Genomic DNA, 24,135 nt, shown 5'->3' on the forward strand with positions numbered 1-24,135 from the left:
TCATATACATCCGTACAATAGCGCGCATGAACGCGCTCTCGATCCGGATCCTTTCCCTCGCCCTCTTCGCGGGTTTGTGCGCGACGGCCACCTACTGGGTCGTCACGCTGTCGGCCCGCGAAGCGCCGCTGCCCGCCGCCGCCGCGCGGCTGCCGATCCGCACCGAGGACGCCGCGGCGCTCTTCGGCGGCCAGCTCGACAAGAATCCCGTCCAGGACATCCACCTGTTCGGCATTCTCGCGCTCGATCATGGCGGCGCCGCGATCGTCGGCGTCGGCGGCGAACCGCCGCGCGCCGTATCGCTCGGCGCGGAGGTCACGTCCGGCGCGAAGCTCGCCGAAGTCCGGCCGCGCTCGATCATCGTCGACCGCAACGGCGCCCGCGCCGAAATCCAGCTCCCGGCGAACACGCCGTCCCCCGCGATCTACATGCGCTGAACGGTAGCGGCCCATCCGTCGGAATCGGGCCGCACCGTCACTGCACCATGTTGTTCAGCTCGATGATCGGCAGCATCACGGCCAGCACGATCACGAGCACGATGCCGCCCATCGCGAGGATCAGCAGCGGCTCCAGCAGGCTCGTCAGGAACATCGTGCGGCGCTCGAGTTCGCGCGCTTCGCCTTCGGCCGCGCGATCCAGCATCGTCGTCACGTCGCCCGTCGCCTCGCCCGAACGAATCAGGTGCACGAGCACCGGCGGAAACGTCTTCACGTTGTTCAGCGCGCGCGACAGCGCGGAGCCTTCGCGCACGCGCACGATCGCATCGTCGATGTTCGCGCGCATCGCGCGGTTCGACAGCGTCTCGCCGGCCGCCTGCAGCGCGCGCAGGATCGGCACGCCGGCCGCGGTGAGAATCCCGAGCGTGCTCGCGAAGCGCACCGTGTTGTAGCCGCGCACGAGCTTGCCGGCGAGCGGCGCGGTCAGCACCCAGCGATCGAACGCGAGCCTGGGCCCGGCGCGCGACAGCGTCGCCTTCACGAACCACACGACGAGCGCGACCGCGATCAGGATCGCCCACCACCAGTGCCGCACGAATTCCGACAGCGCCATCATCACGACCGTGAGGATCGGCAACTGCTGCTTCGTGCTCGCGAACACGTTGACGACCTGCGGCACGACGTAGCTCAGCAGGAACGTGACGATGCCGAACGCGATCAGCGTGACGATGCCCGGATACGTGAACGCCAGCAGGATCTTCTGCTTCAGCGCATTGCTTTGCTCGATGTAGTCGGCGAGGCGCGACAGCACGATGCCGAGCTTGCCGGTGTGCTCGCCCGCGGCAACGAGTGCGCGGTAGATTTCCGGAAAATCGCGCGGATGCTGGCCCAGCGCATTCGCGAGCGAATGGCCGCCGAGCACTTCCGCGCGGATCGCGGCCATCAGTTCGCGGATGTAGTCGCGTTCGGCCTGCTCGGTCAGCACGCCGAGCGCCTCGTCGAGCGGCAGCCCCGCGATCAGCAGGCTCGCAAGCTGGCGCGTGAGGATCGCCTGCTCGCGCTGCGACAGCTTGCGGCCGAACGCGAGCCGCTGCGAACGCGCGCCGCGCGTCGCGCTGGCGGCCGGCTCGACGACGAGCGGCGTCAGCCCCTGCGTGCGCAGCTGGCCGCGCGCGGCTCGCGCGCTGTCGGCATCGATCACGCCTTTCTGCGCGCGCCCCGCCGAATCGATTGCTTCGAAACGGAATGCCGGCATCGCGCTATGCGCCTCCCGTCACGCGCAGCACTTCCTCGAGCGACGTTGCGCCGGACGCGAGCCAGCGCTCCGCGTCGTCGCGCAATGTGCGCATCCCTTCCGCGCGGCCGGCGGCCAGGATCTCGGCATCGGCCGCGTTGCGGTGGATCAGCGTGCGGATCGACTCGTCGACGAGCAGCAGTTCGTACACGCCGCGCCGGCCCGCATAGCCCGAATGCCCGCACTTGTCGCAGCCGACCGGATGCCACACGGTGCGGCCGTCCTCGTGCCGCTCTTCCTTGCAGACGGGGCAGAGCTGGCGCACGAGGCGCTGCGCGAGCACGCCGAGCAGCGACGACGCGAGCAGGTACGGCTCGACACCCATGTCGGTCAGACGGGTGACGGCGGACGCCGCATCGTTCGTGTGCAGCGTCGCGAGCACGAGGTGGCCCGTCAGCGACGCCTGCACCGCGATCTGCGCGGTTTCGAGGTCGCGGATTTCGCCGATCATGATCACGTCCGGGTCCTGGCGCAGGATCGAGCGCAGCGCGCGGGCGAAGGTCATCCCGATCCGCTCGTTCACCTGCGTCTGGCCGATGCCGGACAGGTCGTATTCGATCGGATCCTCGACGGTCATGATATTGGTCGTCGCGGTTTCGAGCCGCGACATCGACGCGTACAGCGTGGTCGTCTTGCCGGAACCGGTCGGGCCGGTGACGAGCACGATGCCGTGCGGACGGGCGATCAGCTTGTCGAACTGGACGAGCGTGTCGCGACCCATCCCGAGCGCTTCGAGGTTCAGCCGCTGCGCGTCCTTTTCCAGGAGACGCAGCACCGCGCGCTCGCCATGCCCGGTCGGCAGCGTCGACACCCGCACGTCGACCGGCCGGCCGCCGACGCGCAGCGTGATGCGGCCGTCCTGCGGCAGCCGTTTCTCGGCGATGTCGAGCTGCGCCATGATCTTGATCCGCGAGATCAGCGCGCCGTGCAGCGCCTTCTTCGGGCGCACGACGTCGCGCAGCGTGCCGTCGACGCGAAAGCGCACGACCGACGCATTCTCGAACGGCTCGATGTGGATGTCCGACGCCTGTTCGCGCGCCGCTTGCGTGAGCAGCGCGTTGATCATCCGGATGATCGGCGCGTCGTCTTCCGATTCGAGCAGATCCTCGACTTCGGGGATGTCCTGCATCAGCCGCGACAGGTCGACTTCGCCTTCGACCTCGCCGACCACCTGCGCGGCGCTGCCGTCCTGGCGTGCGTAGGCCTGGTTGATCGCCTGCGCGAGCTCGTCGGCCGGCACGCGATGCACGGAAATCGAACCGAAGTTGCGCGCGATTTCCGCGAGCGCGGCGTCGCTCGTGCGTTCGCTGATCCACACCTCGAGCGTGTCGTCGAGCTGATGCGCGATCAGCACCTGGCCGCTCTTCGCGAAACCGTACGGCAGCAGGCGAGCGGCGAGCGGCGACGGCGGCTGGCGCTCGCCCGGCGCGCCGTCGTGGGCGGATGACGCGAGCACGTCGCTCACTGCGACGCTCCCGGCGCGGTGGTCAGCGGCTGTTGCGGCACCGCCTGCTGCGGCACGCTCTGCGGCTGCGCGGGCGTTGCTTCCGGCAGCGGCTGGGCCGGTACCGGCGCGACCTGGCGCTGCAACTGCTGGCGGCGCATCTTGTCGAGATCGAACAGGTTGCCGGCCGGCGTGCCGCCCTGGCTCGGACCCAGCGGCATCGGCGGGACGACCGGGTCGTCCTTGTCGCGGATCACGTTGTTGTCCGACTTGTAGGCGCCCGTCACGCCCTGGATGTAGTCGTAGCGGTTCGCGGTGACTTCCTGCGCGGTGCTGCGATCGGAAATGATCACCGGACGCAGGAACACCATCAGGTTGGTTTTCGCGCGCTGCTTCGATTCCGAACGGAACAGCTGGCCGATCCACGGGATGTCGCCGAGCAGCGGCACCTTGCTGTTCGACACCTGGTAGTTGTCCTGCATCAGGCCGCCGAGCACGATGATCTCGCCGTTGTCGGCCAGGATCGTCGACTGGATCGAGCGTTTCGTGAAGGTCGGGCCGGTCTGCGCGTTCGTGGTCCCGCTGACGACCGCCGAATCCTCCGTGTAGAGCTGCAGCTTCAGGATCCCGCCGTCGGTGATCTGCGGCTTCACGTGCAGCGTCAGGCCGACGTCGCGGCGATCGTAGGTATTGAACGCATTGCTCGTCGTGCCGCTCGTCAGGTTCGAGTATGAACCGGTCGCGATCGGCACGTTCTGGCCGACGACGATCTTCGCTTCCTCGTTGTCGAGCGTGATCAGGTTCGGCGTCGACAGCACGTTCGCGTCGCTCACGCCCGAGAAATACTGCAGCAACGCGCCGAGCCCCTGCACGCCGAACATGTTATGCAGCCAGCCGATGTTGAGGCCCTGGGACAACTGCCCGAGATTGGACGCCAGCCCGCCGCCGGTGACCCCGCCGGCCGCGTTGGTCAAGCCGCCCGCCGTCAGGTTGATGATGCTGTTGCCGAGCCCCAGCCCGGGGTTCAGGTTCGTGCCGCCGAGAAACTGGCCGCTCGCGACCTGCCACTGGATGCCCAGGTTGCCCTGCGTCGTCGAGTTCAGCTCGACGATCAGCGCTTCGATATAGACCTGCGCGCGCCGCGCGTCGAGCTGGTCGATCACCGAGCGCAGGTTCCGGTAAACCGGATCGGACGCGGTGATGATCAGCGAGTTGGTCGCCGAGTCGGCCTGGATCATCCCGCCCGGCTGGTTGTCGTCACCGCTCTTGTCCTTGTCGCCGCCGAGCAGGCCGCCCGTACCGAGGCCACCGCCGGACGAGCCGCCGCCATACCCGGACGAGGACGACGAACCGCCGAGGCCGCCCGACGGCAGCGGCGGGGTGCCCGACGTGCCGGTCGAGAAGTTGCCGCTCGCCGACGAACCGCCGTTCTGGTTGAAGCTGTTCGCATCGTTGGACGACGCCGACGCGCCGCTGTCATTGCCGCCGCCCTTGCCGAGCATCCCGCGCAGCGTCTTCGCGAGCTTCACCGCATCGGCGTTGCGCAGCGGCACGACGTGCATGTTGCCGGGCACCGCGCTCGGCGCGTCGAGCTGCAGCGCGAGGCGTTTCGCGGCCGCGAGGCGCGAGCCGTTCGATGCGCGCAGCAGCAGCGAGTTGGTGCGCGGGTCGGCCGTGACCGACACCTTCAACGTCGCGTCGCTGTTGCCGATCGCACCCGGGTCGAGCATCTTCTGCATCTGCGCGGCGAGGTCGATCGCGTTCGCGTTGCGCAGCGTCACGACCTGCACCTGCGCACCCGCGGCGCTGTCGATACCGGAGATGATCTGCGCGATGCGGCGCACGTTGTCCGCATAGTCGGTCACGACGATCGTGTTGTTCGCCGGGTAGGCCGTCACCGTGTTGTTCGGCGAGATCAGCGGCCGCAGCACGGGCAGCAGGTTGTTCGCCGATTCGTTGTGCAGCTCGAACACCTGCGTGATCACCTGGTCGCCACGCGCCTGCGGCGCATTGCCGACGTAGGTCGGCACGCCCTGCAGCTTCGCGTCGGCTTCCGGCACGACCTTCAGCACGCCGTGATCCTGCACGAGCGCGAAGCCCTGCATGCGCAGCGCCGACTGCAGCGTCTTCAACGCCTGGTCTTCCGGCACCGGCCGTTCGGCGACGAGATTGAGCTGCCCCTTCACGCGGGGGTCGACGATGATGGTCTTGCCGGTCGCGGCGCCGATCGCTTTCGCGACCTGGTCGATGTCCGCATTCACGAAGTTGAGCGTGACCTGAGCGTAGGCAGCCTGCGAGACGATGATACCGGCCACGAGCAGGGTCGTGGCGATACGCCGCATAACGAAGCGATTTCTTGTCATGGATGAATGGGTCGATGCCGGCTCAGGCCACTTCCGGCGGTAGTGCTGGGATCCAAGTCCGAAAGAGGCGACATTAGCAGTTTTTCATGTCCGAAATATCACATTGATCCGAAGACTGTCTCACATACGACATGTGTCCGGCGAATCGTATGCGATATGTAAGGATCGGCGTCACCCTCCGCATGCCGGCCGTCGCCCCGATTTCGAGATGAATCGACACGGAAATGCGGTATAACCGGGCTGCCGTATTCCTGCCTGTCGCAATTGGACGGTCTGCCGGTATGATACGGGCGGCGCGTTTCTCGTCGCATTAATAACAGGCACGGGTTTTCCCGAGCTTCGCGCAATTCCTTTCCGTTTCCGCACGATGAACAGACGGTTCGCTTCGATCGCGTTGATCGCCGCCGGCGCGTGGTTCGCCAGCGGCAACGCACGCGCGGATTGTTTCGACGAAGCGGCCAAATATCAGCAGGTCAATCCGCTGATCCTGCGCGCGATCGCATGGCAGGAATCGCGCAACCGGCCCGGTGCGCTGAACAAGAATACGAACGGCTCGGTCGACTACGGCCTGATGCAGATCAATTCGATCCACCTGCCCACGCTGTCGCGTTACGGGATCGGCCGCGACACGCTGATGGAGCCGTGCAAGAACGTGTACATCGCCGCGTGGCATCTCAAACAGAAGATGAACCGCTACGGCAACACGTGGCAGGCGGTCGGCGCCTATCATTCGGAAACGCCGTCGCTGCGCGACAAGTACGCGCGGCAGATCGCCGGCATCCTGACGCAATGGAAGCTGCTGCCGTCCGCGCAGACTGCCCAGGCCGCGCAGCCAGCGCAGCCCGCTCAGTGATTCGGCGCCGCGTCGCCGGTTGACGCAGGGCCGGCCGCGCGCGTTTGATGCACAATGCGGGCTGACGCCGCCGTTTCGCCCGCGTGCGGGCCGATCGCGCCCCGGCAGGGCGCCGCGGCCGCTTTTTCATCTTTTCCGTTGGTGCATATCATCATGAATCCGGCAATGAAACAGCCGTTGCCCGTCACCGTGCTGTCCGGTTTCCTCGGCGCCGGCAAGACCACGCTGCTCAACCACGTGCTCGCGAACCGCGCGGGCCTGAAAGTCGCGGTGATCGTCAACGATCTCGCGGCGGTCAACATCGACGCGTCGCTCGTGCGCGACGCGCAGGCGCTGTCGCACGTCGAGGAACGCCTCGTCGAGATGTCGAACGGCTGCATCTGCTGCACGCTGCGCGACGATCTGCTCGTCGAAATCCGCAACCTCGCGTCCGAAGGCCGCTTCGACGCGATCATGATCGAATCGACCGGTATCGCGGAGCCGATGCCGATCGCCGAAACGTTCACGTTCGTCGACGACGACGGCGCGTCGCTGTCGTCGATCGCGCGGCTCGACACGCTCGTCACCGTGGTCGACGCGTACAACTTCCTGCGCGACTACGGCTCCGACGATGCGCTCGCGACGCGCGGCATCGCCGCGTCGGAAGACGACGACCGCACGCTCGTCGAGCTGCTGATCGAGCAGATCGAATTCTGCGACGTGCTGGTGATCAACAAGGCCGATCTGGTCGGCGCGGACGATCTCGCACGCCTGCAGCACATCCTCGCGCGTCTCAATCCGCGCGCGCATCAGGTCGTATCGACGTTCGGCAACGTGCCGCTCGACGAAGTGCTGAACACCGGCCGCTTCGATTTCGACGAAGCCGCGAACGCACCGGGCTGGCTCGCATCGCTCGACCACGATCACACGCATTGCGACGACCCCGACTGCCATGACGACCATCATGCGCACGTGCACGGCGAAGCCGACGAATTCGGGATCGGCAATTTCGTTTACCGCGCGCGCCGGCCGTTTCACCCGGCACGGCTGTGGGCGCTGCTGCATCAGGAGTGGCCGGGCGTGCTGCGCAGCAAGGGTTTCTTCTGGCTCGCGACGCGCAACGACATCGCGGGCTCGCTGTCGCAGGCGGGCGGCGTATGCCGGCACGGGCCGGCGGGTTTGTGGTGGGCGGCGCAGGATCGCGCTGAATGGCCCGACGACGACGAGCTGCTCGCTGAAATCCGCACCGAATGGCTCGGCGATCTCGACGATCGCACGGTCGGAGATCGCCGGCAGGAACTCGTGCTGATCGGCATCGCGCTCGACGCCGATGCGTGGCGCACGAAACTCGACGCGTGTCTGCTGACGGATGCGGAGTTCGCACTCGGCGCGGCGGGATGGGCCGCGTTCGACGATCCGTTCCCGGCGTGGGACGTCGATTCGCACGACGACGACGATCACGGCGACACGCAGATCGTGCACGCGTGATCGCGTGGTAACGGCTTGTAAAAACAACCGTTAACTTTTGCAAGGGCGGCGCGAACTGTGGCGAAAATGCCGCGCGCGCCCAACAAAAAACCCGCCGAGAGGCGGGTTTTTTCTGGAACAGGCGCGGGTTTAACGCTTGTTGACGGCATCCTTGAACGCCTTGCCAGCCGTGAACTTGACCGTCTTGGCTGCCGGGATCTTGATGGTTTCGCCCGTCTTCGGGTTGCGGCCCGTACGTGCTGCGCGCTTGCCCGAACCGAAGCTGCCGAAGCCGATCAGCTGAACCGCATCACCCTTCGACACGGCCTTCTTGATGACTTCGAGCAGCGTGTCCAGCGTTTCGCCGGTTTGAGCCTTGCTGGCGCCCGTTTGGGCGGCGACGGCGTCGATCAGTTCCTGTTTGTTCATTAAGGTTCCTTTATCAGGTTAGGTTGACACGAACAGCGCGAACGCGCCGATTATACGTGCGCGAACCGTGCCGTCGAGAGTCAGACTCCGACGACACAGCGCCGAATCCTGGCCCGCGCGACGCGCCCTCCGGCTTGCCGGCGGCCACCCCGCGGTACGGCGTTGCTATGATAGCGCAGCGCAAACCCAATAACGACAAGGGTTTCAAAGATTTTCATCGGTATTTCGCCGAATGAATCGTCGATTGCCCGTTTTTTGACCTGCGCCAACCGGACAGGATACGCAGCGTGGTCCGCCCGCCCGTCGCCCCGTTGCCCTTTTCCAACGGCCGATCGGACGGCCTGCCGCAATCCCTTGCCAGGCTTGGCTGCCACGTTTTTTGTTTCGCATGCCCGACCGACTTGTTTACGCCTCGCTCGCGCTTCGCGACGACGGCACGCTCGTCTCGCCCGAGTTCGGCGAGCTTCATCGCGGCGCATCCGGCACGCTCGCGCACGCACATCGCGCGTTCGTCTCCGGCAACGGGCTGCCCACGCGCTGGCAGCGCCGCCGGACGTTTACGATCGTCGCGACCGAATTCGGCGCGGGCGCCGGCTTCCTCGCGGCGTGGGCCGCGTGGCGCGACGATCCCGCGCGCTGCGAACGGTTGCATGTCGTTGCAGTCGAGTCGCATCCGTTCTCGCGCGACGACCTGCGCCGCGCGGTTTCGCATATGGTTGCGGACACAACCATATCGGCAGACACCGATGCATTGATCGACGCATGGCAGATGCTCGTGCCGGGCGTGCACCGGCTCGAATTCGACGAAGGACGCGTGGTGCTCACGCTCGCGTTCGGCGATCCGATCGACCTGCTGAAGAAGCTCGTCGCGCGCGCCGATGCGTTTTTTCTCGACGGCGCCGCGGCGTCGAGCGACGGGATCCGCGCACTCGCGAAACTCGCCGGCGAACACGCGACGTTTGCGACCCATGCAAAGTCCGACGACGTGAAGTACGCGCTCGGCGAAACAGGTTTCACGTTCCGCGAAGTCGACGATCGTCTCGTCGGCGACTATGCGCCGCGCTGGCGCGCGCGCCGGCACGAGCCGCCGCGTGCGCTGCCCGTTGCAGCGCGCCGTGCGATCGTGATCGGCGCGGGCCTCGCCGGCTGCGCGGTCGTCGAACGTCTGGCCGCGCGCGGCTGGGACGTCACGCTGATCGAGCGGCACGAACGGATCGCGAGCGAAGCGTCGGGCAATCCGGCCGGGGTGTTCCACCCGTTGATGACGCGCGACGACAACGTCGCGAGCCGCCTCACGCGCGGCGGCTTCCTGCACGCGCTCGCACGCTGGCGTGCGCTCGAACACGCAGGGCATGCATTCGCACGCAGCACGCACGGGATGATCCATCTTGCCGAATCGGCCGACGATTTCGCGCGGATGCGCGACGCCTTCGATGCGTTCGGCGCGCCGTCCGACTACGTGACGCTGCTCGATGCCGATGCCGCACGCGCACATCTGAATCTGCCGGTCGCGCACGGCGGCCTGCTGTTCCCGCACGGCGGCGCCGTCTGGTCGGCCGGGCTGTGCGCCGCGCAATATGCGGCGGCCGGCGAGCGCGTGCGCCTGCTCGCGTCCACCGGCGTCGCACGGCTCGAACGGCGGGGCGACGCGTGGCATGCGCTCGACGATACGGGCGCCACGCTCGCCGATGCACCTGTCGTCGTGCTCGCGAACGCGGGCGACGCCGCGCGTCTTGCCGGGCTCAAGCATGTCGCGCTGCAACCGGTACGCGGCCAGCTCACGCTGCTGCCGCCGGGCACGACGGCGCCGCTGCCGTGCCCGGCGATCGGCGACGGTTACGCGGTGCCGCTCGACGACGGCACGCTGCTGATCGGCGCCACGTTCGAACCCGACGACACCGATCCCGCGATGCGCGCGGCCGGCCACGCCGAAAACCTCGACCGCGTGCGGCGCCTGCTGCCGGGCCTGATCGGCGAACTGCCAGATCCGGCCACGCTGCACGGCCGCGTGGCGTTCCGCTGGGTCGTCGGCGACCGTCTGCCGCTCGTCGGCCCGCTCGCCGACGAGGCGCAGGCCACCGCGAACGCACGCGCGCTGGGCGGTGCGCAGGCGCGCGACCTGCCGCGCACGCCGGGCCTCTACGGCACATTCGGCTTCGGTTCGCGCGGCCTCGTATGGGCTGCGCTCGGCGCCGAACTGATCGCGTCGCAACTCGAAGGCGAGCCGTGGCCGCTCGAGCGCGAACTCGCCGACGCGATCGATCCCGCCCGCTTCCTGATCCGCGCACTGCGCGCCCGCCGCGTCGGTTCGGCCGGCTGACTGGCCGCCCGCAGCCGTCACAGTTTCCCGATTTTTCCGCGCAAGGTTATCCACGCGACGCTGTGGATAACCGCGCGGAATCCGCGTGCACTCCGTGTGCAATCACAGTGGACGTAAACTGGGCAACTCGGCACAGCTGTGATGCGGCCCGAAAGTTGCTCAACTCAAACTGCTGTGCGCGAACAGCCTGTGCAACCGGTTATGGTTTCGCCAACACCTTGATCTGTCAGCGTAAACCGGAGTTATCCACAGAACTGTGCGTCCTTTGTTAACTTCTACTACGTATATATACAAGTAAACCTTTGAAACCAAAGACCTGCGGCGGCGCACAGCCCCGCGCGTCGATTCAATCGGTTCCGGAGCGAAAAACCTGTGGCACAATCGGTTTCCTTCGCGTTCGTTCGGCCAAGCGCCGGACATGCTTCAATGGAACGGTCGGCACGATTTCGAATCTGAATCTTCGAGACTGCGCAGTCCGTTCACACACCAGGCCGACAATCCAGATCGGCAACCTGAACGACGTTCCGCCTTGTGGCGGAACAGGCGGACCCCATGTACCGCCATCGTCGAGCACAACAATCACATTCGGGGCAATACCCAGCCGGCGCGCATCCATTCCTGTCGCTTGACCCCGCGTCGCTGGCGGTTGCTTCCAAAGGAGAAGTCACCACGATGAAGTCGGCGTTCTCATTCCTGCCCAACTGGCCGCTCGCGCCGGATGCCGTGTTCTGGGCCGGGCTCGCGCTGTTCGCAGCCGGCCTGTGCGGCGAGCTGTGCTATCGCGCGTGGCGCCTGCCGCGCATCACCGGCTATGCCGTGATCGGCCTGATCGCCGGTTCGTTCGGATTCGGCGTGATCGACACCAGCACCGACGAAACCTCGCGGCTCCTGATGGACGTCGCGCTCGGCCTGCTGCTGTTCGAACTCGGCAGCCGCCTCGACCTGCGCTGGATCCGGCGCAATCCGTGGCTCGTCGCGTCGAGTCTCGCGGAGGCCACGCTCACGTTCGTGCTCGTGCTGTTCGTGATGCTCGCGCTCGGCGTATCGGGGATGGTCGCGCTGGTGCTGTCGGCGATCGCGATCGCGACGTCGCCGTCGATGGTGATCCAGCTGAAGACCGAACTGCGCGCGGAAGGGCAGGTGTCGCAACGCCTGATCACGCTCACCGCGCTCAACAGCGTGTACGCGATCGTGCTGACCAAGCTCGTGACGAGCTGGCTGCACCAGGAAGCGTACGGCAACGTTTTCGCGACGATCCTGCAGCCGCTCTACCTGCTAGCCGGCTCGTTCATCGTCGCGTATCTCGTCGCGCGTTCGTGCAACTACCTGTTCCGTCACATGACCGCGACGATGCGCGACGAGCATTCGTTCGTCGCGCTGTTCGGGCTCGTGATGCTCGCGATCGCCGTCGCGCAGGCGTTGAAGCTGTCGACGCTGCTCACGCTGCTGCTCGCCGGCATCATCGTGAAGAACCTCGAAGCGCGGCCGCAGCTGTGGCCCGAGCACTTCGGCACGGCCGGCTGGCTGCTGACGGTGGTGCTGTTCGTGCTGACGCTCACGTCGTTCACGTGGGGCGACATCGCGCTCGGCGGGCTGCTCGCGATCGTGCTGATCGTCACGCGGCTCGCCGCGAAGCTGGCCGGCGTCGTCGCGTTCGCGAAGCCGAGCGGCCTCGGGATGAAGCAGGGCATCGCGCTCGGCATCGCGCTCACGCCGATGTCCGCGCTGTCGTACCTGCTCGTCGACGATACCTACCAGCTTTATCCCAATTTCGACCCGCACCTGCGCGCGATCGTGATGTGCTCGATCGTGATCCTGCAGCTCGTCAGCCCGTTCGTCGTCTATCGCTGCCTGTCGGCGGTCGGCGAACGCAGCGACGGCAACTGATTCCGGAAACTGCCATGGCACTCGAAACCTTCGTCAATTCCGAACCGTTCACGTTCGGCGTCGAACTGGAGATCCAGGTCGTCAACACGCACAACTACGACCTGACCAAAGCGGCGTCCGACCTGATGCGCCTGATCCAGGGCGAGACCTTTCCCGGCAACATCACGCCGGAAATCACCGAAAGCATGATCGAGCTGTCGACCGGCATCTGCCATTCGCACGAGCAGGCCGTCAGCGAGCTGCATGCGATCCGCGACGTGCTCGTGAAGGCGGCCGACCAGCTCAACGTCGGGCTGGCCGGCGGCGGCACGCATGCGTTCCAGCAATGGAGCGACCGGCAGATCTACGATGCGCCGCGCTTCCAGTACATCTCCGAGCTGTACGGCTATCTCGCGAAGCAGTTCACCGTGTTCGGCCAGCACGTGCACATCGGCTGCCCCGATCCCGACAGCGCGCTGTTCCTGCTGCACTCGATGTCGCGCTTCATTCCGCACTTCATCGCGCTGTCCGCGTCGTCGCCGTTCGTGCAGAACGTCGACACGGGCTTCCATTCGGCACGCCTGAATTCGGTATTCGCGTTCCCGCTGTCGGGCCGCGCGCCGTTCGTGCTGACCTGGGACTCGTTCGAGGAGTACTTCACGAAGATGGTGAACACGGGCGTCGTCAACTCGATGAAGGACTTCTACTGGGACATCCGGCCGAAGCCCGGCTACGGCACGATCGAAGTGCGCGTGATGGACACGCCGCTGTCGGTCGACCGCGCGGCGGCGATCGCCTGCTACATCCAGACGCTCGCACGCTACCTGCTGACCGACCGGCCGCTGAAGCTGTCGGAGGACGATTACCTGGTCTACACGTTCAACCGTTTCGAAGCGTGCCGCTTCGGGCTCGAGGGCACCTGCGTGAATCCTCAGACGGGCGAGCGCCGCACGATCGCGGAAGACATCCTCGACACGCTCGACCGGATCGCGCCGCATGCGGCCGCGCTCGGTTCGCGCGCGGCGCTCGACGAGATCGGTGCGCTCGCAAAGGCGCGCGTGAACGATGCATCGTGGTTGAGAACCGTTTTCAAACAGGAAAAATCGCTGAACGAGACGGTCCGGCAGCAGTGCTTACGTTGGCGCGAGTGAAAATATGTTTTGCAGATTGCAGAATCGACCGCGCCGCGATTCGCTGAACGGTTATCGGTGCCCTGTCGCGCCGAAATCGTTGCCGGGCACCGTCGCAATCTGTGGATAACCCGATATTCCGCTGCAAAGTCAATGCTCTGTGGGTGGGATAACCCGGTGGATCATGACCGCGCGGCCGATGGCCGATCCGAACAGGAAAATGCCGGCGCGCCCCGTTTCGCGGGCGCGCGACATCGCGCGCACAACGAAAAAATCCGGTTATCCAGCGATTTTCCACAGCATGCAGGGGATAACTTAGCTGTGCGATTTTCCGCTCTCGCTTAGAATGTCGGCTTTGCGGACACCGGAACGATGCGTGTCTCTCCGGTCGCCGCGAACGCGACCGCCGCGTGTGCCTCGCGACGGCCGTGCTGACGCACTCGAGAGAGGGCGTCTGTTTTGAGATGGATTCGATCTCCACACTACGGCCGCTCGGCCATCCGGGCGGCGGCAAAGCGAAAAGACTATGAGCGAAGGCGTTTACGGGAACCAGGCTGCGGGACGTGTGACCCACAGCCTGCTGCGGTTGAGCACGGCCATGCGGAGCGAGGCATGGGATTGGGCGGAAGGCGCTGGCCTGACGCCGACGCAAGGCGAGATTCTCGTGCTGCTGCTGCAGCGCAAGGGCCCGATGCGGCTCGGCGAGATCGCGCGCGAGACGCAGCTGACCGCGGCCACCACGAGCGATGCGGTCAGCACGCTCGAGACGAAGGGGCTCGTCGAGAAGCGTCGTGCGCTGGACGACGGCCGGGCATTGGCCGTACGCCTGTCGGCGCGTGGCCGCACGGCCGCGAAGAAGGCGCTGCAATGGCCTGAATTCCTGACGAAAGCAGTCGGCAAGCTCGGCGCGGACGAGCAGGGCACGTTGTACCGCGCGCTGCTGAAGACGCTGCGCGAGCTGCAGGTGGCCGGTGCGACGCCGCCGCAGCGCATGTGCCTCACGTGCACGTACTTTCAGCCGGGCAAACCGTCGAAGAAGACGGTGCATCACTGCGCGACGCTCGACCTCGACATGTCCGACAGCGATCTGCGTCTCGACTGCTCGGTGCAGGAAGAAGCCGACGCGGCGACGCAGAAGAAGACCTGGAAGATTTTCGCAGGCTGACGTCCGTCGATCGACCGGGAGGCCGATGATGAACGCTGAAGTCGTGGCGATCCGCCACGTGCATTTCGAGGATCTCGGGAGCTTCGAGCAGGTGCTCGGCGAACGCGGTCGACGGGTGCGCTATGTCGATGTCGGATCGTCGCGGGTCGAGGTGCTCGACGTGCTCGAGCCGTCGCTGCTCGTCGTGCTCGGCGGGCCGCTCAGCGTGTACGACGACGCGCAGTATCCGACGATCGCGCCGCTGCTGGCGCTCGTGCGCCAGCGCATCGACGCGGGGCTGCCGATCCTCGGCATCTGCCTCGGCGCGCAGTTCATCGCGCGGGCGCTCGGGGCGCGCGTCTATCCGGCCGCGCAGCACGAGCTCGGCTGGGCGCCGCTGACGCTCACCGATGCCGGCCGCGCGTCGCCGCTGCGCCATCTCGACGGCGCGACGACATCGATGCTGCACTGGCATGGCGATACGTTCGACCTGCCGGGCGGTGCGATCCATCTCGCGTCGACGCCGGCCTGCCGCCACCAGGCATTCGCATGGGGGCAGCACGTGCTGGCGCTGCAATGTCATCCCGAGATCCGTACCGATCGCTTCGAACCGTGGCTGATCGCGAACGCCGGCGAAATCGCCGCGACGCCCGGCATCGACGCGCGTCAGTTGCGCGCCGATACCGCGCAGCACGGCCCCGCGCTCGAGACGGCCGCACGGCATATGTTCGCGGAGTGGCTCGGTAGCGTCGGCCTCTGACGTCGCGGGCGGTCCCGTCCGCCGGAAAGGATTGGCCCGGCCTGCATCCGTTGAGGGCCGGCGCATCGCCTTCCATCGCCTATTCCGTTTGTTCCACGCCCCGCCGGCGTCCGGCCGGCCATACCTGACCATCCGCTTACTGCGGAGCGCGCTGTCTGCACGCTTCAGGCGTGCGTGCTACGCTCGTCCGCTCTTTCCCTTTCCTGGCGAGCGGCTTCCATGACTGCGCTGTTTTCCCCGTTCACGCTGCGCGGCGTGACCCTTCCGAACCGGATCGTGATCTCCCCGATGTGCCAGTACTCGGCCGAACGCGGCGAAGCGACCGACTGGCACATGATTCACCTCGGCCATCTCGCGCTGTCGGGCGCCGGGCTGCTGTGCATCGAAGCGACCGCGGTGGAACCCGACGGACGCATCACCCATGGCGACCTCGGCCTGTGGGACGACGTGACCGAAGCCGCGCTGAAGCCGGTGCTGGCCGCGATCCGCAAGCATTCGCCGATCCGCATCGCGATGCAGTTGTCGCATGCGGGGCGCAAGGCGTCGAGTGCGGCGCCGTGGGAGGGGGGCCAGCTCGTGCCGGTCGCCGACGGCGGCTGGCTGCCGCATGGCCCGTCGGCCGTTCCGCACAAGGACGGCGAGACGCCGCCGCTCGCGCTCGACGCGGCGGGCCTGAACCGCATCCGCGAAGCGTTCGCGGCGTCGGCCCGGCGGGCCGCGCGGCTCGGCATCGATGCGATCGAAGTGCACGCGGCGCACGGCTACCTGCTGCATCAGTTCCTGTCGCCGCTCGCGAACCGGCGCACCGACGAATACGGCGGCTCGCGCGAAAACCGGATGCGGTTTCCGCTCGAGATCTTCGAGATCGTGCGCGCCGCGTTTCCGGACGATCGGCCGGTCGGCGTGCGCGTGTCCGCGACCGACTGGGTCGAAGGCGGCTGGGAACTCGACGATACGATTGCGTTCGCGCACGAACTGCAGCGCCGCGGCTGCGACTGGATCGACGTGTCGTCCGGCGGCGTGTCGCCGCTGCAGAAGATTCCGCTGTCGCCCGGCTATCAGGTGCCGTTCGCGCAGGCCGTGAAGCGGGCGGTCGGCATGCCGACGATCGCGGTCGGCCTGATCAACGAACCCGAGCATGCGAACCGGCTGATCGAGGCCGGCGATGCCGATTTCGTCGCGATGGCGCGCGCGATGCTGTACGACCCGCGCTGGCCGTGGCATGCGGCGGCCGAGCTCGGCGCGCAGGTGACGGCGCCGCCGCAGTACTGGCGCTCGCAGCCGCGCGAGCACAAGGCGCTGTTCGGCGACGTCGCGTTCGGCCAGCGCTGAGCGCATCGCGCAATATTGCGCGCGATGTTGAACGAAGCAATATCGAACGTGTAGGATGCGGATGATTCGCCGCATGCCCCGACGCGGCACCGACCGGTGCCGCGTTTTCGTTTGGCGCGGCGCCCGGCCGCGATCGCGGTCGCTTCCGTTCAAGTCGTCTTCACAAGGATTGGTTCGATGAGTTCACGCAGGATCGCGGTGCGCCGCTCGGGAGTACACGGCAAGGGCGTGTTCGCCGTGGCGCCGATCAAGGCCGGCGAACGCGTAGTGGAATACAAGGGCGAGCGAATCTCGTGGAAGGAAGCGCTGCGCCGTCATCCGCACGACCCGAGCGAGCCGAATCATACGTTCTACTTCGCACTCGACGAAGGCGGCGTGATCGACGGCAAGGTCGACGGCAACAGCGCGCGCTGGATCAATCATTCGTGCGCGCCGAACTGCGAAGCCGAGGAAGTCAAAGGCCGCGTGTATATCCACGCGCTGCGCGATATCGGCCCGGAAGAGGAGCTGTTCTACGACTACGGCCTCGTGATCGACGCGAAGCTGACGAAGAAGCTCAAGCGCGAATACGCGTGCCACTGCGGTGCGGAATCGTGCCGCGGCACGTTGCTCGCGACGTCCGACGAAGGCGGGAAGAAGAAAAAGAAGAAGGACAAGAAGAACAGGAAGTGATGCAGGCGGCAGCGCATCGCGCGCTGCCGCGGTCGTTTCAGCCCGCGGCTGCCGCGTCGTGGCGGCCCGGCGTTCGCTTTCCTTTTCCGGCGGGCCGCCCGGTCGACGGGCCAGCGGTTGCCCGCCGCGACTCGCTGGTGATCGCTCAGTGCGTCGGCGCCGCAGCCGGCGTTTCGCTGGCCGGTTTTTCCGTCCGCGTCGCGAGCGGCACCCGCACCACGAAGCGCGAGCCGCCTTCCGATGCATCCTCGTACGACACGGTGCCGCCGTGCATCGCGATGATGTCGTGCACGATCGCGAGCCCGAGCCCGGCGCCGGTTTCGACACCGTTGCCGCTTTGCGCGTCGCCGCGGAAGAAGCGCTTGAACAGGTCGGCCTGCTGGTTCGCGGGCACGCCGGGGCCGTTGTCCTCGACGACGATCTCGGCGGCCGGCTGGCTGTCCTCGAGCGCGGCGCGCGCGACGTTCACCGTGATCCGCGCGCCGTCCGGCCGCGCGAGCGGCACGTACTTCAGTGCATTGTCGAGCAGGTTCGCGATCACCTCGCGCAGCAGCACCGGGTTGCCGCGCACGATCAGCTTCTCGTCGTCGCCCGGCTCGTCGCTGCGCTGGAAGCCGAGGTCGACGTGCGACGCGAGCGCGCGCGGCACCCATTCGGCGCCGGTCTCGAACGCCATCGCCGCGAGATCGACGTCGACGAAGCGCGCGGCCTGTTCGCCCGGCTCGGCCCGCGCGAGCGACAGCAACTGATTGGACAGCCGTACCGCGCGGTCGGCGGCCGCGCGCAGCTCGCGCACCGCGGCGAAGGTCTGGTGCGGGTCGCGCGCGACGGCCGCCTGCTCGGCATGCAGCTTCACCGCGGTGAGCGGCGTGCGCAACTGGTGGGCAGCATCGGCGATGAACTTGCGCTGCGCGTCGAGCGCGGTCTTCAGGCGGCCGAGCAGCGCGTTCATCGCGCTGGTCAGCGGCCGGATCTCCAGCGGCACGTCGGTTTCGTCGACCGGTTCCAGCGACGTATGGGTTTGCCGGTTCAGCGAATCGGCGAGATGCGTGAGCGGGCCCAACTGCTGGTTCACGACGCGCCATACGATGCCCCAGCCCGCGAGCAGCAGCAACAGCAGCGGCATCATGATCGCGACGAGGAATTCGGCCGCGATCCGGTAGCGGTGCCGCACCGGCTGCGCGACTTCGACGACCATCGGCCGGCCGCCCTCGACGTTGTCGACGCGCACCTGCGCGACCCGGACCGCGCGATTGTCGTATTCGGCCTCGAACACGTACGCGTGATGCATGCGGCGCACGTTGATGCCCTGCAGCGGCAGCTTCGGATCGCCGGCGAGTTCCTCCTCGCCGTCGCTGATCCGGTAGATCAGCGCTTCGGCTGGATCGGAGAACATCGCCTGCGCGAGCGGCGGCACCGTGAACGGCGCGTCGGGGCCGGCGATCTGGATCTGCTTGGAGATCGCGGTCGCGAGATCGGCGAGCGAGCGGTCGATCACGTGCTGCGTGTATTGCCACGCGAGCCAGTAGGCGATCAGGCCGCTCATCAGCGCGAGCATCGACAGCGGGGCGGCGAGGCGCCGGAGCAGCGAGCGGCGCAGGCTGGTGGTCACAGCCGGATCAGAAGACATTTCGACGGGCAAAAGGATAAGCGCCGCTCACGGGGAGCGGCGCGGTCGTGCGCCGGGAACGGCGACGCAGAGCAGCACGCGTGCGCCGGCGGCACGCGGCCGGCCGGCGCGCGGCGTCGCTCAGACACTCGCCGTCTGGCGGATTTCCTGCAGCAGGTAGCCGAAGCCGCGCACCGTGACGATTTCGACCCGGCACTGCTCGAGTTTCTTGCGGACGCGGTGCACGTAGACTTCGATCGCGGTGTCGCCGAGATCGCCGCCGAAGTGCGTGAGGTGATCCTGCAACTGCGCCTTGCTGACGACGCGGCCGTGCCGCAGCAGCAGCATTTCCAGTACCGCGAATTCGCGCGGCGACAGTTCGAGCGGCTTGTCGTCGTTGAAGATGCGGCGGTCGACGCCCGACAGGCGGACGCCGCCGAGCGACACTTCGGGACGCGGCATGTCGCTGTGCGGGCCGCTGCGGCGCATCACCGCGCGGATACGCGCTTCGAGCTCGGCCGGCTCGAACGGCTTGAGCATGTAATCGTCGGCGCCGGAGTTCAGGCCCTGGATCCGGTCGTTCAGCTCGTCGCGGGCGGTCAGCACGATCACCGGCGTGTGGCGGTTGGTCTGGCGAAAGCGCGTGAGCAGCGTCATGCCGTCGATGCCCGGCAGGCCGAGGTCGAGGATCACGAGTTCGTGGCGGTTCTGTGCCAGCGCCTGTTCGGCAAAGATGCCGTCATGCACCATGTCGACGGTGAAGCCAGCCTGCTCGAGGCTGCTCTGGATACCGCGTGCGATGGGGCGGTCGTCTTCGATCAGAAGGAGTCGCATGAAGTTCGCTCAAGTACAATGGGTTGGCGGTTCAGGCACGCGGACAGCACGAAGCCGTTTCCACAGGAACGCCGCATCGCCTGACATCAAGCATGGCGGCCAGCGAACGATTAAATCCAATCATGTCCGATATTTCGATCCACGACCTCGAAGCCGCGATCAATTTCTGGCGCGCCCGCTCGCCGTCGAGCGGCGACGAACTCAAACTCTGCGAAGAGGCCAGCGCGCTCTCCAAGCCGTATGCGCTGCTGATTGTACAGCGCGAAAGCGCGCTGCAACTGGAAGGTTTGGACCCCAAGGCGCGGAAAGCGTACGAGACTTACGTGCGCCTTAAGGATGGCTTGGAAAGCTGAAGGCTTTCGCTGAGTACATCCTAGAAAACGTTCAGCGAAATGAAAAGTTGACGCGCCGCGCACGGAAAGCGCGCGGCGGCGGAGACGGGATTCAGGCGCCCGGTTGCGCGTGCGCGGCGGCGCCGTCGATGAACCGCGCGAGTTCGATGTCGCGTTCGGTCAGGCCGTCGGCGTCGTGGGTCGACAGCGTGACGTCGACGCGGTTGTACACGTTGAACCATTCCGGATGGTGGTTCATTTCCTGCGCCTTGATCGCGACGCGCGTCATGAAGCCGAATGCCTCGTTGAAATCGGCGAAGCGCAGGCGGCGCTGGATCGCGTCGCGGCCCGGCACGGCCGTCCACTGCGGCAGGCCTTCGAGCCGGGTCTTGCGTTCTTCGGATGTGAGCTTGTGGATCATCTTGCACCTCTCGTTCGGTAACGGCGCCCGCGCGCGGCTGCGCCGCGCGGCGAAGCCGGCATCGTTCATTGTTCCATAGTTGCGGAAAGGACGACGGGCGGCCGGCAACCGGCAGCCGACGGCCGGCGCGTCACGCGTCGGCGTCGGCGTCGTCGGGCCAGCCTTCGCCCGTGCCGCGATGCAGTACGCGATCGGTGTCGAGCACCGCGCCGGCCGCGAATTCGGGCAGCCCCGCGAGCCGGTCGGCCAGCGCGCGGCCATCGACGTCGGCGAGCGCGAACAGCTGCGCGAAATCGTCGATTACGAAGTAGGTCTTCTGGAACGTGTCGATCCGGTACTTCGTGCGCATCACGCGCTCGAGGTCGAACCCGAGCCGGTTCGGCGCCGCGCTTTCGAGGCTGTACAGGCTTTCGCCCTTGCTCGACACGATCCCGGCGCCGTAGATCGACAGCCCGTTCGTGCCGCGCGGATCGCGGATCAGCCCGAATTCCACCGTATACCAATAGAGGCGCGCGAGCCGCGCCAGCGCCGCTTCGTCGTCGGCGACCGCGAGCGCGGTGCGGCCGTACGCCTGCATGTAGTCGGCGAACACCGGGTCGATCAGCAGCGGCACGTGGCCGAACAGGTCGTGGAAGCAGTCGGGTTCCTGCAGGTAGTCGAGCTGGTCGGGACGGCGCATCCACCAGGTGACCGGGAAACGCCGGTTCGCGAGATGCGCGAAGAACACGCGGTCGGGCACGAGGCCGGGCACCGCGACGATTTCCCAGCCGGTCGCGGGCTTCAGCTGGCGGTTCACGTCGGCGAACGACGGCACGCGATCGGCCGGCAGCGCGATCTTGCCGAGCCCGGCGACGAACGGGTCGCACGCGCGGCCGCGCAGCAGCGCCGACTGGCGCGCATAGAGCTGCTGCCACACCGCGTGGTCGACCTGGCCGTAGCGCTGCAGCGGCTGGTCGATGGTGAAATCGGCGCGGGTTTCGAGGCCCGCATCGAACTGCTCCTGCAGTTTCGCGGTGACGACGGTGGACATGATCAGGCTCTGTACGCTGGGTTGGGACCATGCAAGTGTAGAGCGGGCGACGCGCGGATTGGGCGCATAGTTGGCGTCAATTCGCTTAGTGATGCGATAATTGCGCATCAAATAACGAATCAATGCGGAGAATACTCATGCTGGAACTCGATCACTTCGATCTCGCGTTGCTGGACGTGCTGCAGCGCTTCGGTCGCGCGACGCATCAGCAGCTGGGCGAGCAGGTGCCGCTGTCGCCGTCGCAGATCGGCCGGCGGCTGCAGCGGCTGGAGGCGGCCGGCGTGATCGAAGGCTACCGCGTGATGCTGCGACCCGAAAAGCTCGGGCTCGGCGTGACCGCGTTCACGAGCCTGAAGCTCAAGCATCACGGCGATTCGATCATCGAGCAGTTCCAGCAGCAGATCGACGTGCTGCCCGAAGTGCTCGAATGTCATGCGGTGGTGGGCGATGCCGACTACCTGCTGCGGATCGTCGCGCCGGATCTCAACGCGCTGTCGCAGTTCGTGATGAAGAAGCTGATGCGGGTGCCGGGCGTCGACAGCGTGCGCTCGAACATCGTGCTGACGACCTTCAAGCGCAACGGTGCATTGCCGCTCGCGCATCTCGCGCCGGGCGCCGCGTGACGGGGACGCGGCCGCGGCATCGGCGCTGAAGGCGGCACGCGCCGTACCGCCTTCGATGGGGCCGGATCAGGCCGTTTCGGGCTGGGTGTCGGCGTTCAGCAGATCGACGTATGCGACCGCGACGAGATCGTCCTGCGCGACGCCGAGTTTCGCGAACACCTCGTGCGCTTCGGCTTCGCCGCCCGCTTCGTCGTCGTCGGGACCCAGCACGACTTCGAGCTCGATGAAATCGCCGAGGCCGTCGACGCGGTCGAGGTGGATGCGCGTGCGGCCGGCGAGGTACACGTGCCGCTCCTTCGTCACGATCCCGCGCGTGGTCAGCGCGGTCGCGAGCAGCGAATGCATCGCGTCGGGATTCGTCACCGGACTGCGCGTATAGTACGACGCCTTCGGGCCGTCGCGATCGTCGCGCTGGTAGAAGATCAGCTCGGCCGGCGTGCCATCCTCGAAGCGGCGCAGCTTGAGCCGGCCGCGCGGCACGTCATAGAAGAAATCCTGCTGGCGGTAGAAGAGCGGCGCTTCGGTCGCGAGCTGGGCCGCCCGTTCGCGCAGCCGGTCGAATTCGCGGGCGCGGGCTTTGATCTCGATGTTGCGGGCCATGCGGGTCTCCTTCAATCGGGGTCTCGCGGTGTGCGAACGCACAATCTAGCAAAAAGCCTGCGATGGTGGCGTGACGCGCGGACCGGCCGCGGCGACACGACGCGGGGCACGCGATTCGATCCGCGGCATGCGTCAGGCGCCGAAACTCGATGCGTAACGGGCCGCGTCGATATCAGCCGCGCTCATGTCGCCCACTGCGCGTCGATCAACCGCAGCGCAGCCGCGATCGCCGGCTCGTCGCGCCGCTCGGCGAGCGTCACGAACGTCAGCTCGGTCGGCACCGTCATGCGTTCGACGATCGTCAGCGCATGCGCGTGCGCCTCGGCCAGCGCGATCGAATCGCGCGCGAGCGTCAACCCGATCCCCGATTTGACGAGATCGAGCATCGATTGCTCCTGGTCGACCTCGGCGACCTTCACCGGCTGCGCGCCGGCCGCCGCGAAGAGGCGCGACAGCAGCCGGTGATGCGCGGACGCGGGCGGCGTCCAGATCCACGGCAGCGCGGCCAGCGCACGCCAGTCGTGCGCGCGCTGCACGCGCTCCTTCCAGCCGGCCGGCGCGAGCACGCGGTATTCGAAGCGCGTGAGCGTGACGGTGTGGAACAGCGCGCCGTCGCGCGGCGCGTCCTCTTCGGGCCGGCCGATGGTGTAGCCGACGTCGAGCGCCTGCGCGCGCACCTGTTCGATCACCCAGCCCGACATCCCGTGCCGCAGCGCCGTTTCGATCTGCGGATGGGTCTCGACCAGCGCGCGCAGGAAGCCACCGAGCCGCAGGAACCCCGGATCGAGGATCGTGCCGATTCGCAGCCGGCCGCGCACCTCGTGCCGCAGCGCGGCAGCGGCGCGCTGCACGTCGGCGGCGGCGGCGAGCGCGCGCTCCGCGTGCGGCAGCAGCGTCTGCCCGTCGCGCGTGAGCGCGAGCCCGCGCGACGTGCGCGTGAACAGCACGACCCCGAGCGTTTCCTGCAGATGCTTGATCTGCAGGCTGACGGCGGGCTGCGTCAAATGTAGCTGCACGGCGGCGCGCGTCAGGTTGCCTTCGCGGGCGACCGTCGCGAACGCGCGAAGCAGGGTGAGATCCATCGTTGTGATATGAGCGTGGCTTATAACGCAGTTCAGCATAACTCATTGGATCGGCGGCCGGGCGCGGGAGTACGCTTCATCGGATCGTGGCGCGGGGCCGCAGGCGCGGCGCGA

22 protein-coding genes are annotated in these 24,135 nt (G+C 67.0%); 12 read left to right on the forward strand and 10 right to left on the reverse strand.

Features of this window, described 5'->3' with window-relative positions; all coding sequences use genetic code 11:
- Positions 1 to 26 precede the first annotated feature (26 nt).
- Positions 27 to 437: a type II secretion system protein N gene (locus tag JYG37_RS02535; RefSeq protein ID WP_006477247.1), complete on the forward strand. Its 411-nt coding sequence runs from the start codon at positions 27 to 29 to the stop codon at positions 435 to 437.
- Between the two features lie 37 nt (positions 438 to 474).
- On the opposite strand, the gene gspF is transcribed toward JYG37_RS02535, so the two are convergent.
- Genes gspF through gspD form a run of 3 tightly spaced genes read right to left on the reverse strand, consistent with a single transcriptional unit; the run spans position 475 to position 5,538 of the window.
- Positions 475 to 1,692, reverse strand: a complete 1,218-nt coding sequence (gene gspF, locus JYG37_RS02540; RefSeq protein WP_050015775.1) for a type II secretion system inner membrane protein GspF — start codon at positions 1,690 to 1,692, stop codon at positions 475 to 477.
- 4 nt (positions 1,693 to 1,696) lie between these two features.
- Positions 1,697 to 3,196 carry a type II secretion system ATPase GspE gene (gspE, locus tag JYG37_RS02545; protein ID WP_050015776.1) on the reverse strand — a complete coding sequence of 500 codons (1,500 nt, stop codon included), beginning with the start codon at positions 3,194 to 3,196 and terminating at the stop codon, positions 1,697 to 1,699.
- On the reverse strand, positions 3,193 to 5,538 hold the full coding sequence (gene gspD, locus JYG37_RS02550) for a type II secretion system secretin GspD (protein WP_050015777.1): 2,346 nt from the start codon (positions 5,536 to 5,538) through the stop codon (positions 3,193 to 3,195). The genes gspE and gspD overlap by 4 nt, the downstream gene beginning before the upstream one ends.
- Positions 5,539 to 5,905: 367 nt before the next feature.
- On the opposite strand from gspD, the gene JYG37_RS02555 reads away from it, so the two are divergent.
- Positions 5,906 to 6,391 carry a lytic transglycosylase domain-containing protein gene (locus JYG37_RS02555; RefSeq protein ID WP_050015778.1) on the forward strand — a complete coding sequence of 162 codons (486 nt, stop codon included), beginning with the start codon at positions 5,906 to 5,908 and terminating at the stop codon, positions 6,389 to 6,391.
- A gap of 153 nt (positions 6,392 to 6,544) precedes the next feature.
- On the forward strand, positions 6,545 to 7,858 hold the full coding sequence (locus tag JYG37_RS02560; protein WP_050016011.1) for a GTP-binding protein: 1,314 nt from the start codon (positions 6,545 to 6,547) through the stop codon (positions 7,856 to 7,858).
- Positions 7,859 to 7,987: 129 nt separating this feature from the next.
- Here the strand turns inward: JYG37_RS02560 and JYG37_RS02565 are convergent, their stop codons facing one another.
- A complete protein-coding gene (locus JYG37_RS02565) occupies positions 7,988 to 8,266 on the reverse strand; it encodes an HU family DNA-binding protein (protein ID WP_006401505.1) in 279 nt (92 codons plus the stop codon).
- A 388-nt stretch (positions 8,267 to 8,654) separates the two neighbouring features.
- Between JYG37_RS02565 and mnmC the strand changes: the two genes are divergently transcribed.
- The 7 genes from mnmC to JYG37_RS02600 all read left to right on the forward strand — a co-directional run bounded on the left by mnmC (position 8,655) and on the right by JYG37_RS02600 (position 17,490).
- Entirely contained in the window at positions 8,655 to 10,586 is a 1,932-nt protein-coding gene (mnmC, locus tag JYG37_RS02570) for a bifunctional tRNA (5-methylaminomethyl-2-thiouridine)(34)-methyltransferase MnmC2/FAD-dependent 5-carboxymethylaminomethyl-2-thiouridine(34) oxidoreductase MnmC1 (RefSeq protein WP_213345861.1), read from the forward strand.
- Between the two features lie 672 nt (positions 10,587 to 11,258).
- A complete protein-coding gene (locus tag JYG37_RS02575) occupies positions 11,259 to 12,473 on the forward strand; it encodes a cation:proton antiporter (RefSeq protein ID WP_050015784.1) in 1,215 nt (404 codons plus the stop codon).
- 14 nt (positions 12,474 to 12,487) lie between these two features.
- Positions 12,488 to 13,603 (forward strand): YbdK family carboxylate-amine ligase, encoded by a 1,116-nt coding sequence (locus JYG37_RS02580; RefSeq protein WP_006490006.1) that lies wholly within the window; start codon positions 12,488 to 12,490, stop codon positions 13,601 to 13,603.
- Between the two features lie 505 nt (positions 13,604 to 14,108).
- Positions 14,109 to 14,747 carry a MarR family winged helix-turn-helix transcriptional regulator gene (locus JYG37_RS02585; RefSeq protein ID WP_050015785.1) on the forward strand — a complete coding sequence of 213 codons (639 nt, stop codon included), beginning with the start codon at positions 14,109 to 14,111 and terminating at the stop codon, positions 14,745 to 14,747.
- A 28-nt stretch (positions 14,748 to 14,775) separates the two neighbouring features.
- Positions 14,776 to 15,486, forward strand: coding sequence for a glutamine amidotransferase (locus JYG37_RS02590; protein ID WP_124555741.1), 711 nt, complete (start codon positions 14,776 to 14,778; stop codon positions 15,484 to 15,486).
- 219 nt (positions 15,487 to 15,705) lie between these two features.
- Positions 15,706 to 16,818 carry an NADH:flavin oxidoreductase/NADH oxidase gene (locus JYG37_RS02595; protein WP_089488016.1) on the forward strand — a complete coding sequence of 371 codons (1,113 nt, stop codon included), beginning with the start codon at positions 15,706 to 15,708 and terminating at the stop codon, positions 16,816 to 16,818.
- A 177-nt stretch (positions 16,819 to 16,995) separates the two neighbouring features.
- On the forward strand, positions 16,996 to 17,490 hold the full coding sequence (locus JYG37_RS02600) for an SET domain-containing protein (protein ID WP_124653723.1): 495 nt from the start codon (positions 16,996 to 16,998) through the stop codon (positions 17,488 to 17,490).
- A 145-nt stretch (positions 17,491 to 17,635) separates the two neighbouring features.
- Here the strand turns inward: JYG37_RS02600 and JYG37_RS02605 are convergent, their stop codons facing one another.
- Complete coding sequence (locus tag JYG37_RS02605) at positions 17,636 to 19,120, reverse strand: sensor histidine kinase (RefSeq protein ID WP_089488017.1); 1,485 nt, start codon at positions 19,118 to 19,120, stop codon at positions 17,636 to 17,638.
- A 120-nt stretch (positions 19,121 to 19,240) separates the two neighbouring features.
- Positions 19,241 to 19,933, reverse strand: coding sequence for a response regulator (locus tag JYG37_RS02610; RefSeq protein WP_006401494.1), 693 nt, complete (start codon positions 19,931 to 19,933; stop codon positions 19,241 to 19,243).
- Positions 19,934 to 20,055: 122 nt separating this feature from the next.
- Between JYG37_RS02610 and JYG37_RS02615 the strand changes: the two genes are divergently transcribed.
- Positions 20,056 to 20,286, forward strand: coding sequence for a DUF3717 domain-containing protein (locus JYG37_RS02615; RefSeq protein WP_006401493.1), 231 nt, complete (start codon positions 20,056 to 20,058; stop codon positions 20,284 to 20,286).
- A 91-nt stretch (positions 20,287 to 20,377) separates the two neighbouring features.
- Here JYG37_RS02615 and JYG37_RS02620 read toward each other — a convergent pair whose 3' ends face one another.
- Together JYG37_RS02620 and phhA are read right to left on the reverse strand one after the other, a co-directional pair.
- The gene (locus tag JYG37_RS02620; RefSeq protein WP_256122001.1) at positions 20,378 to 20,755 is read right to left on the reverse strand and encodes a 4a-hydroxytetrahydrobiopterin dehydratase; all 378 of its coding nucleotides are present in this window, start codon (positions 20,753 to 20,755) and stop codon (positions 20,378 to 20,380) included.
- Positions 20,756 to 20,816: 61 nt separating this feature from the next.
- On the reverse strand, positions 20,817 to 21,716 hold the full coding sequence (phhA, locus tag JYG37_RS02625; protein WP_249746023.1) for a phenylalanine 4-monooxygenase: 900 nt from the start codon (positions 21,714 to 21,716) through the stop codon (positions 20,817 to 20,819).
- A 137-nt stretch (positions 21,717 to 21,853) separates the two neighbouring features.
- Between phhA and JYG37_RS02630 the strand changes: the two genes are divergently transcribed.
- Positions 21,854 to 22,339, forward strand: coding sequence for an Lrp/AsnC family transcriptional regulator (locus JYG37_RS02630; RefSeq protein WP_050016018.1), 486 nt, complete (start codon positions 21,854 to 21,856; stop codon positions 22,337 to 22,339).
- A gap of 66 nt (positions 22,340 to 22,405) precedes the next feature.
- Here the strand turns inward: JYG37_RS02630 and JYG37_RS02635 are convergent, their stop codons facing one another.
- A complete protein-coding gene (locus JYG37_RS02635; protein ID WP_050015796.1) occupies positions 22,406 to 22,939 on the reverse strand; it encodes a class IV adenylate cyclase in 534 nt (177 codons plus the stop codon).
- Positions 22,940 to 23,121: 182 nt separating this feature from the next.
- The gene (locus tag JYG37_RS02640) at positions 23,122 to 24,021 is read right to left on the reverse strand and encodes a LysR family transcriptional regulator (RefSeq protein ID WP_089488019.1); all 900 of its coding nucleotides are present in this window, start codon (positions 24,019 to 24,021) and stop codon (positions 23,122 to 23,124) included.
- Between the last annotated feature and the right edge of the window lie 114 nt (positions 24,022 to 24,135).

Source organism: Burkholderia sp. LAS2 (genome assembly GCF_018417615.1).
Taxonomy (GTDB): domain Bacteria; phylum Pseudomonadota; class Gammaproteobacteria; order Burkholderiales; family Burkholderiaceae; genus Burkholderia; species Burkholderia sola.

Bases quoted from the DNA above. Each gene is read 5' to 3' on its own strand.
- JYG37_RS02560 (WP_050016011.1), top strand. From the start codon at position 6,545: ATGAATCCGGCAATGAAACAGCCGTTGCCCGTCACCGTGCTGTCCGGT.
- JYG37_RS02635 (WP_050015796.1), bottom strand. From the start codon at position 22,939: ATGGCCCGCAACATCGAGATCAAAGCCCGCGCCCGCGAATTCGACCGG.
- JYG37_RS02535 (WP_006477247.1), top strand. From the start codon at position 27: ATGAACGCGCTCTCGATCCGGATCCTTTCCCTCGCCCTCTTCGCGGGT.
- JYG37_RS02630 (WP_050016018.1), top strand. From the start codon at position 21,854: ATGCTGGAACTCGATCACTTCGATCTCGCGTTGCTGGACGTGCTGCAG.
- JYG37_RS02620 (WP_256122001.1), bottom strand. From the start codon at position 20,755: ATGAACGATGCCGGCTTCGCCGCGCGGCGCAGCCGCGCGCGGGCGCCG.
- gspD (WP_050015777.1), bottom strand. From the start codon at position 5,538: ATGACAAGAAATCGCTTCGTTATGCGGCGTATCGCCACGACCCTGCTC.
- JYG37_RS02585 (WP_050015785.1), top strand. From the start codon at position 14,109: ATGAGCGAAGGCGTTTACGGGAACCAGGCTGCGGGACGTGTGACCCAC.
- JYG37_RS02565 (WP_006401505.1), bottom strand. From the start codon at position 8,266: ATGAACAAACAGGAACTGATCGACGCCGTCGCCGCCCAAACGGGCGCC.
- JYG37_RS02600 (WP_124653723.1), top strand. From the start codon at position 16,996: ATGAGTTCACGCAGGATCGCGGTGCGCCGCTCGGGAGTACACGGCAAG.
- JYG37_RS02595 (WP_089488016.1), top strand. From the start codon at position 15,706: ATGACTGCGCTGTTTTCCCCGTTCACGCTGCGCGGCGTGACCCTTCCG.
- JYG37_RS02615 (WP_006401493.1), top strand. From the start codon at position 20,056: ATGTCCGATATTTCGATCCACGACCTCGAAGCCGCGATCAATTTCTGG.
- JYG37_RS02555 (WP_050015778.1), top strand. From the start codon at position 5,906: ATGAACAGACGGTTCGCTTCGATCGCGTTGATCGCCGCCGGCGCGTGG.
- JYG37_RS02580 (WP_006490006.1), top strand. From the start codon at position 12,488: ATGGCACTCGAAACCTTCGTCAATTCCGAACCGTTCACGTTCGGCGTC.
- JYG37_RS02590 (WP_124555741.1), top strand. From the start codon at position 14,776: ATGAACGCTGAAGTCGTGGCGATCCGCCACGTGCATTTCGAGGATCTC.
- phhA (WP_249746023.1), bottom strand. From the start codon at position 21,716: ATGTCCACCGTCGTCACCGCGAAACTGCAGGAGCAGTTCGATGCGGGC.
- JYG37_RS02610 (WP_006401494.1), bottom strand. From the start codon at position 19,933: ATGCGACTCCTTCTGATCGAAGACGACCGCCCCATCGCACGCGGTATC.
- JYG37_RS02605 (WP_089488017.1), bottom strand. From the start codon at position 19,120: ATGTCTTCTGATCCGGCTGTGACCACCAGCCTGCGCCGCTCGCTGCTC.
- gspF (WP_050015775.1), bottom strand. From the start codon at position 1,692: ATGCCGGCATTCCGTTTCGAAGCAATCGATTCGGCGGGGCGCGCGCAG.
- JYG37_RS02575 (WP_050015784.1), top strand. From the start codon at position 11,259: ATGAAGTCGGCGTTCTCATTCCTGCCCAACTGGCCGCTCGCGCCGGAT.
- mnmC (WP_213345861.1), top strand. From the start codon at position 8,655: ATGCCCGACCGACTTGTTTACGCCTCGCTCGCGCTTCGCGACGACGGC.
- JYG37_RS02640 (WP_089488019.1), bottom strand. From the start codon at position 24,021: ATGGATCTCACCCTGCTTCGCGCGTTCGCGACGGTCGCCCGCGAAGGC.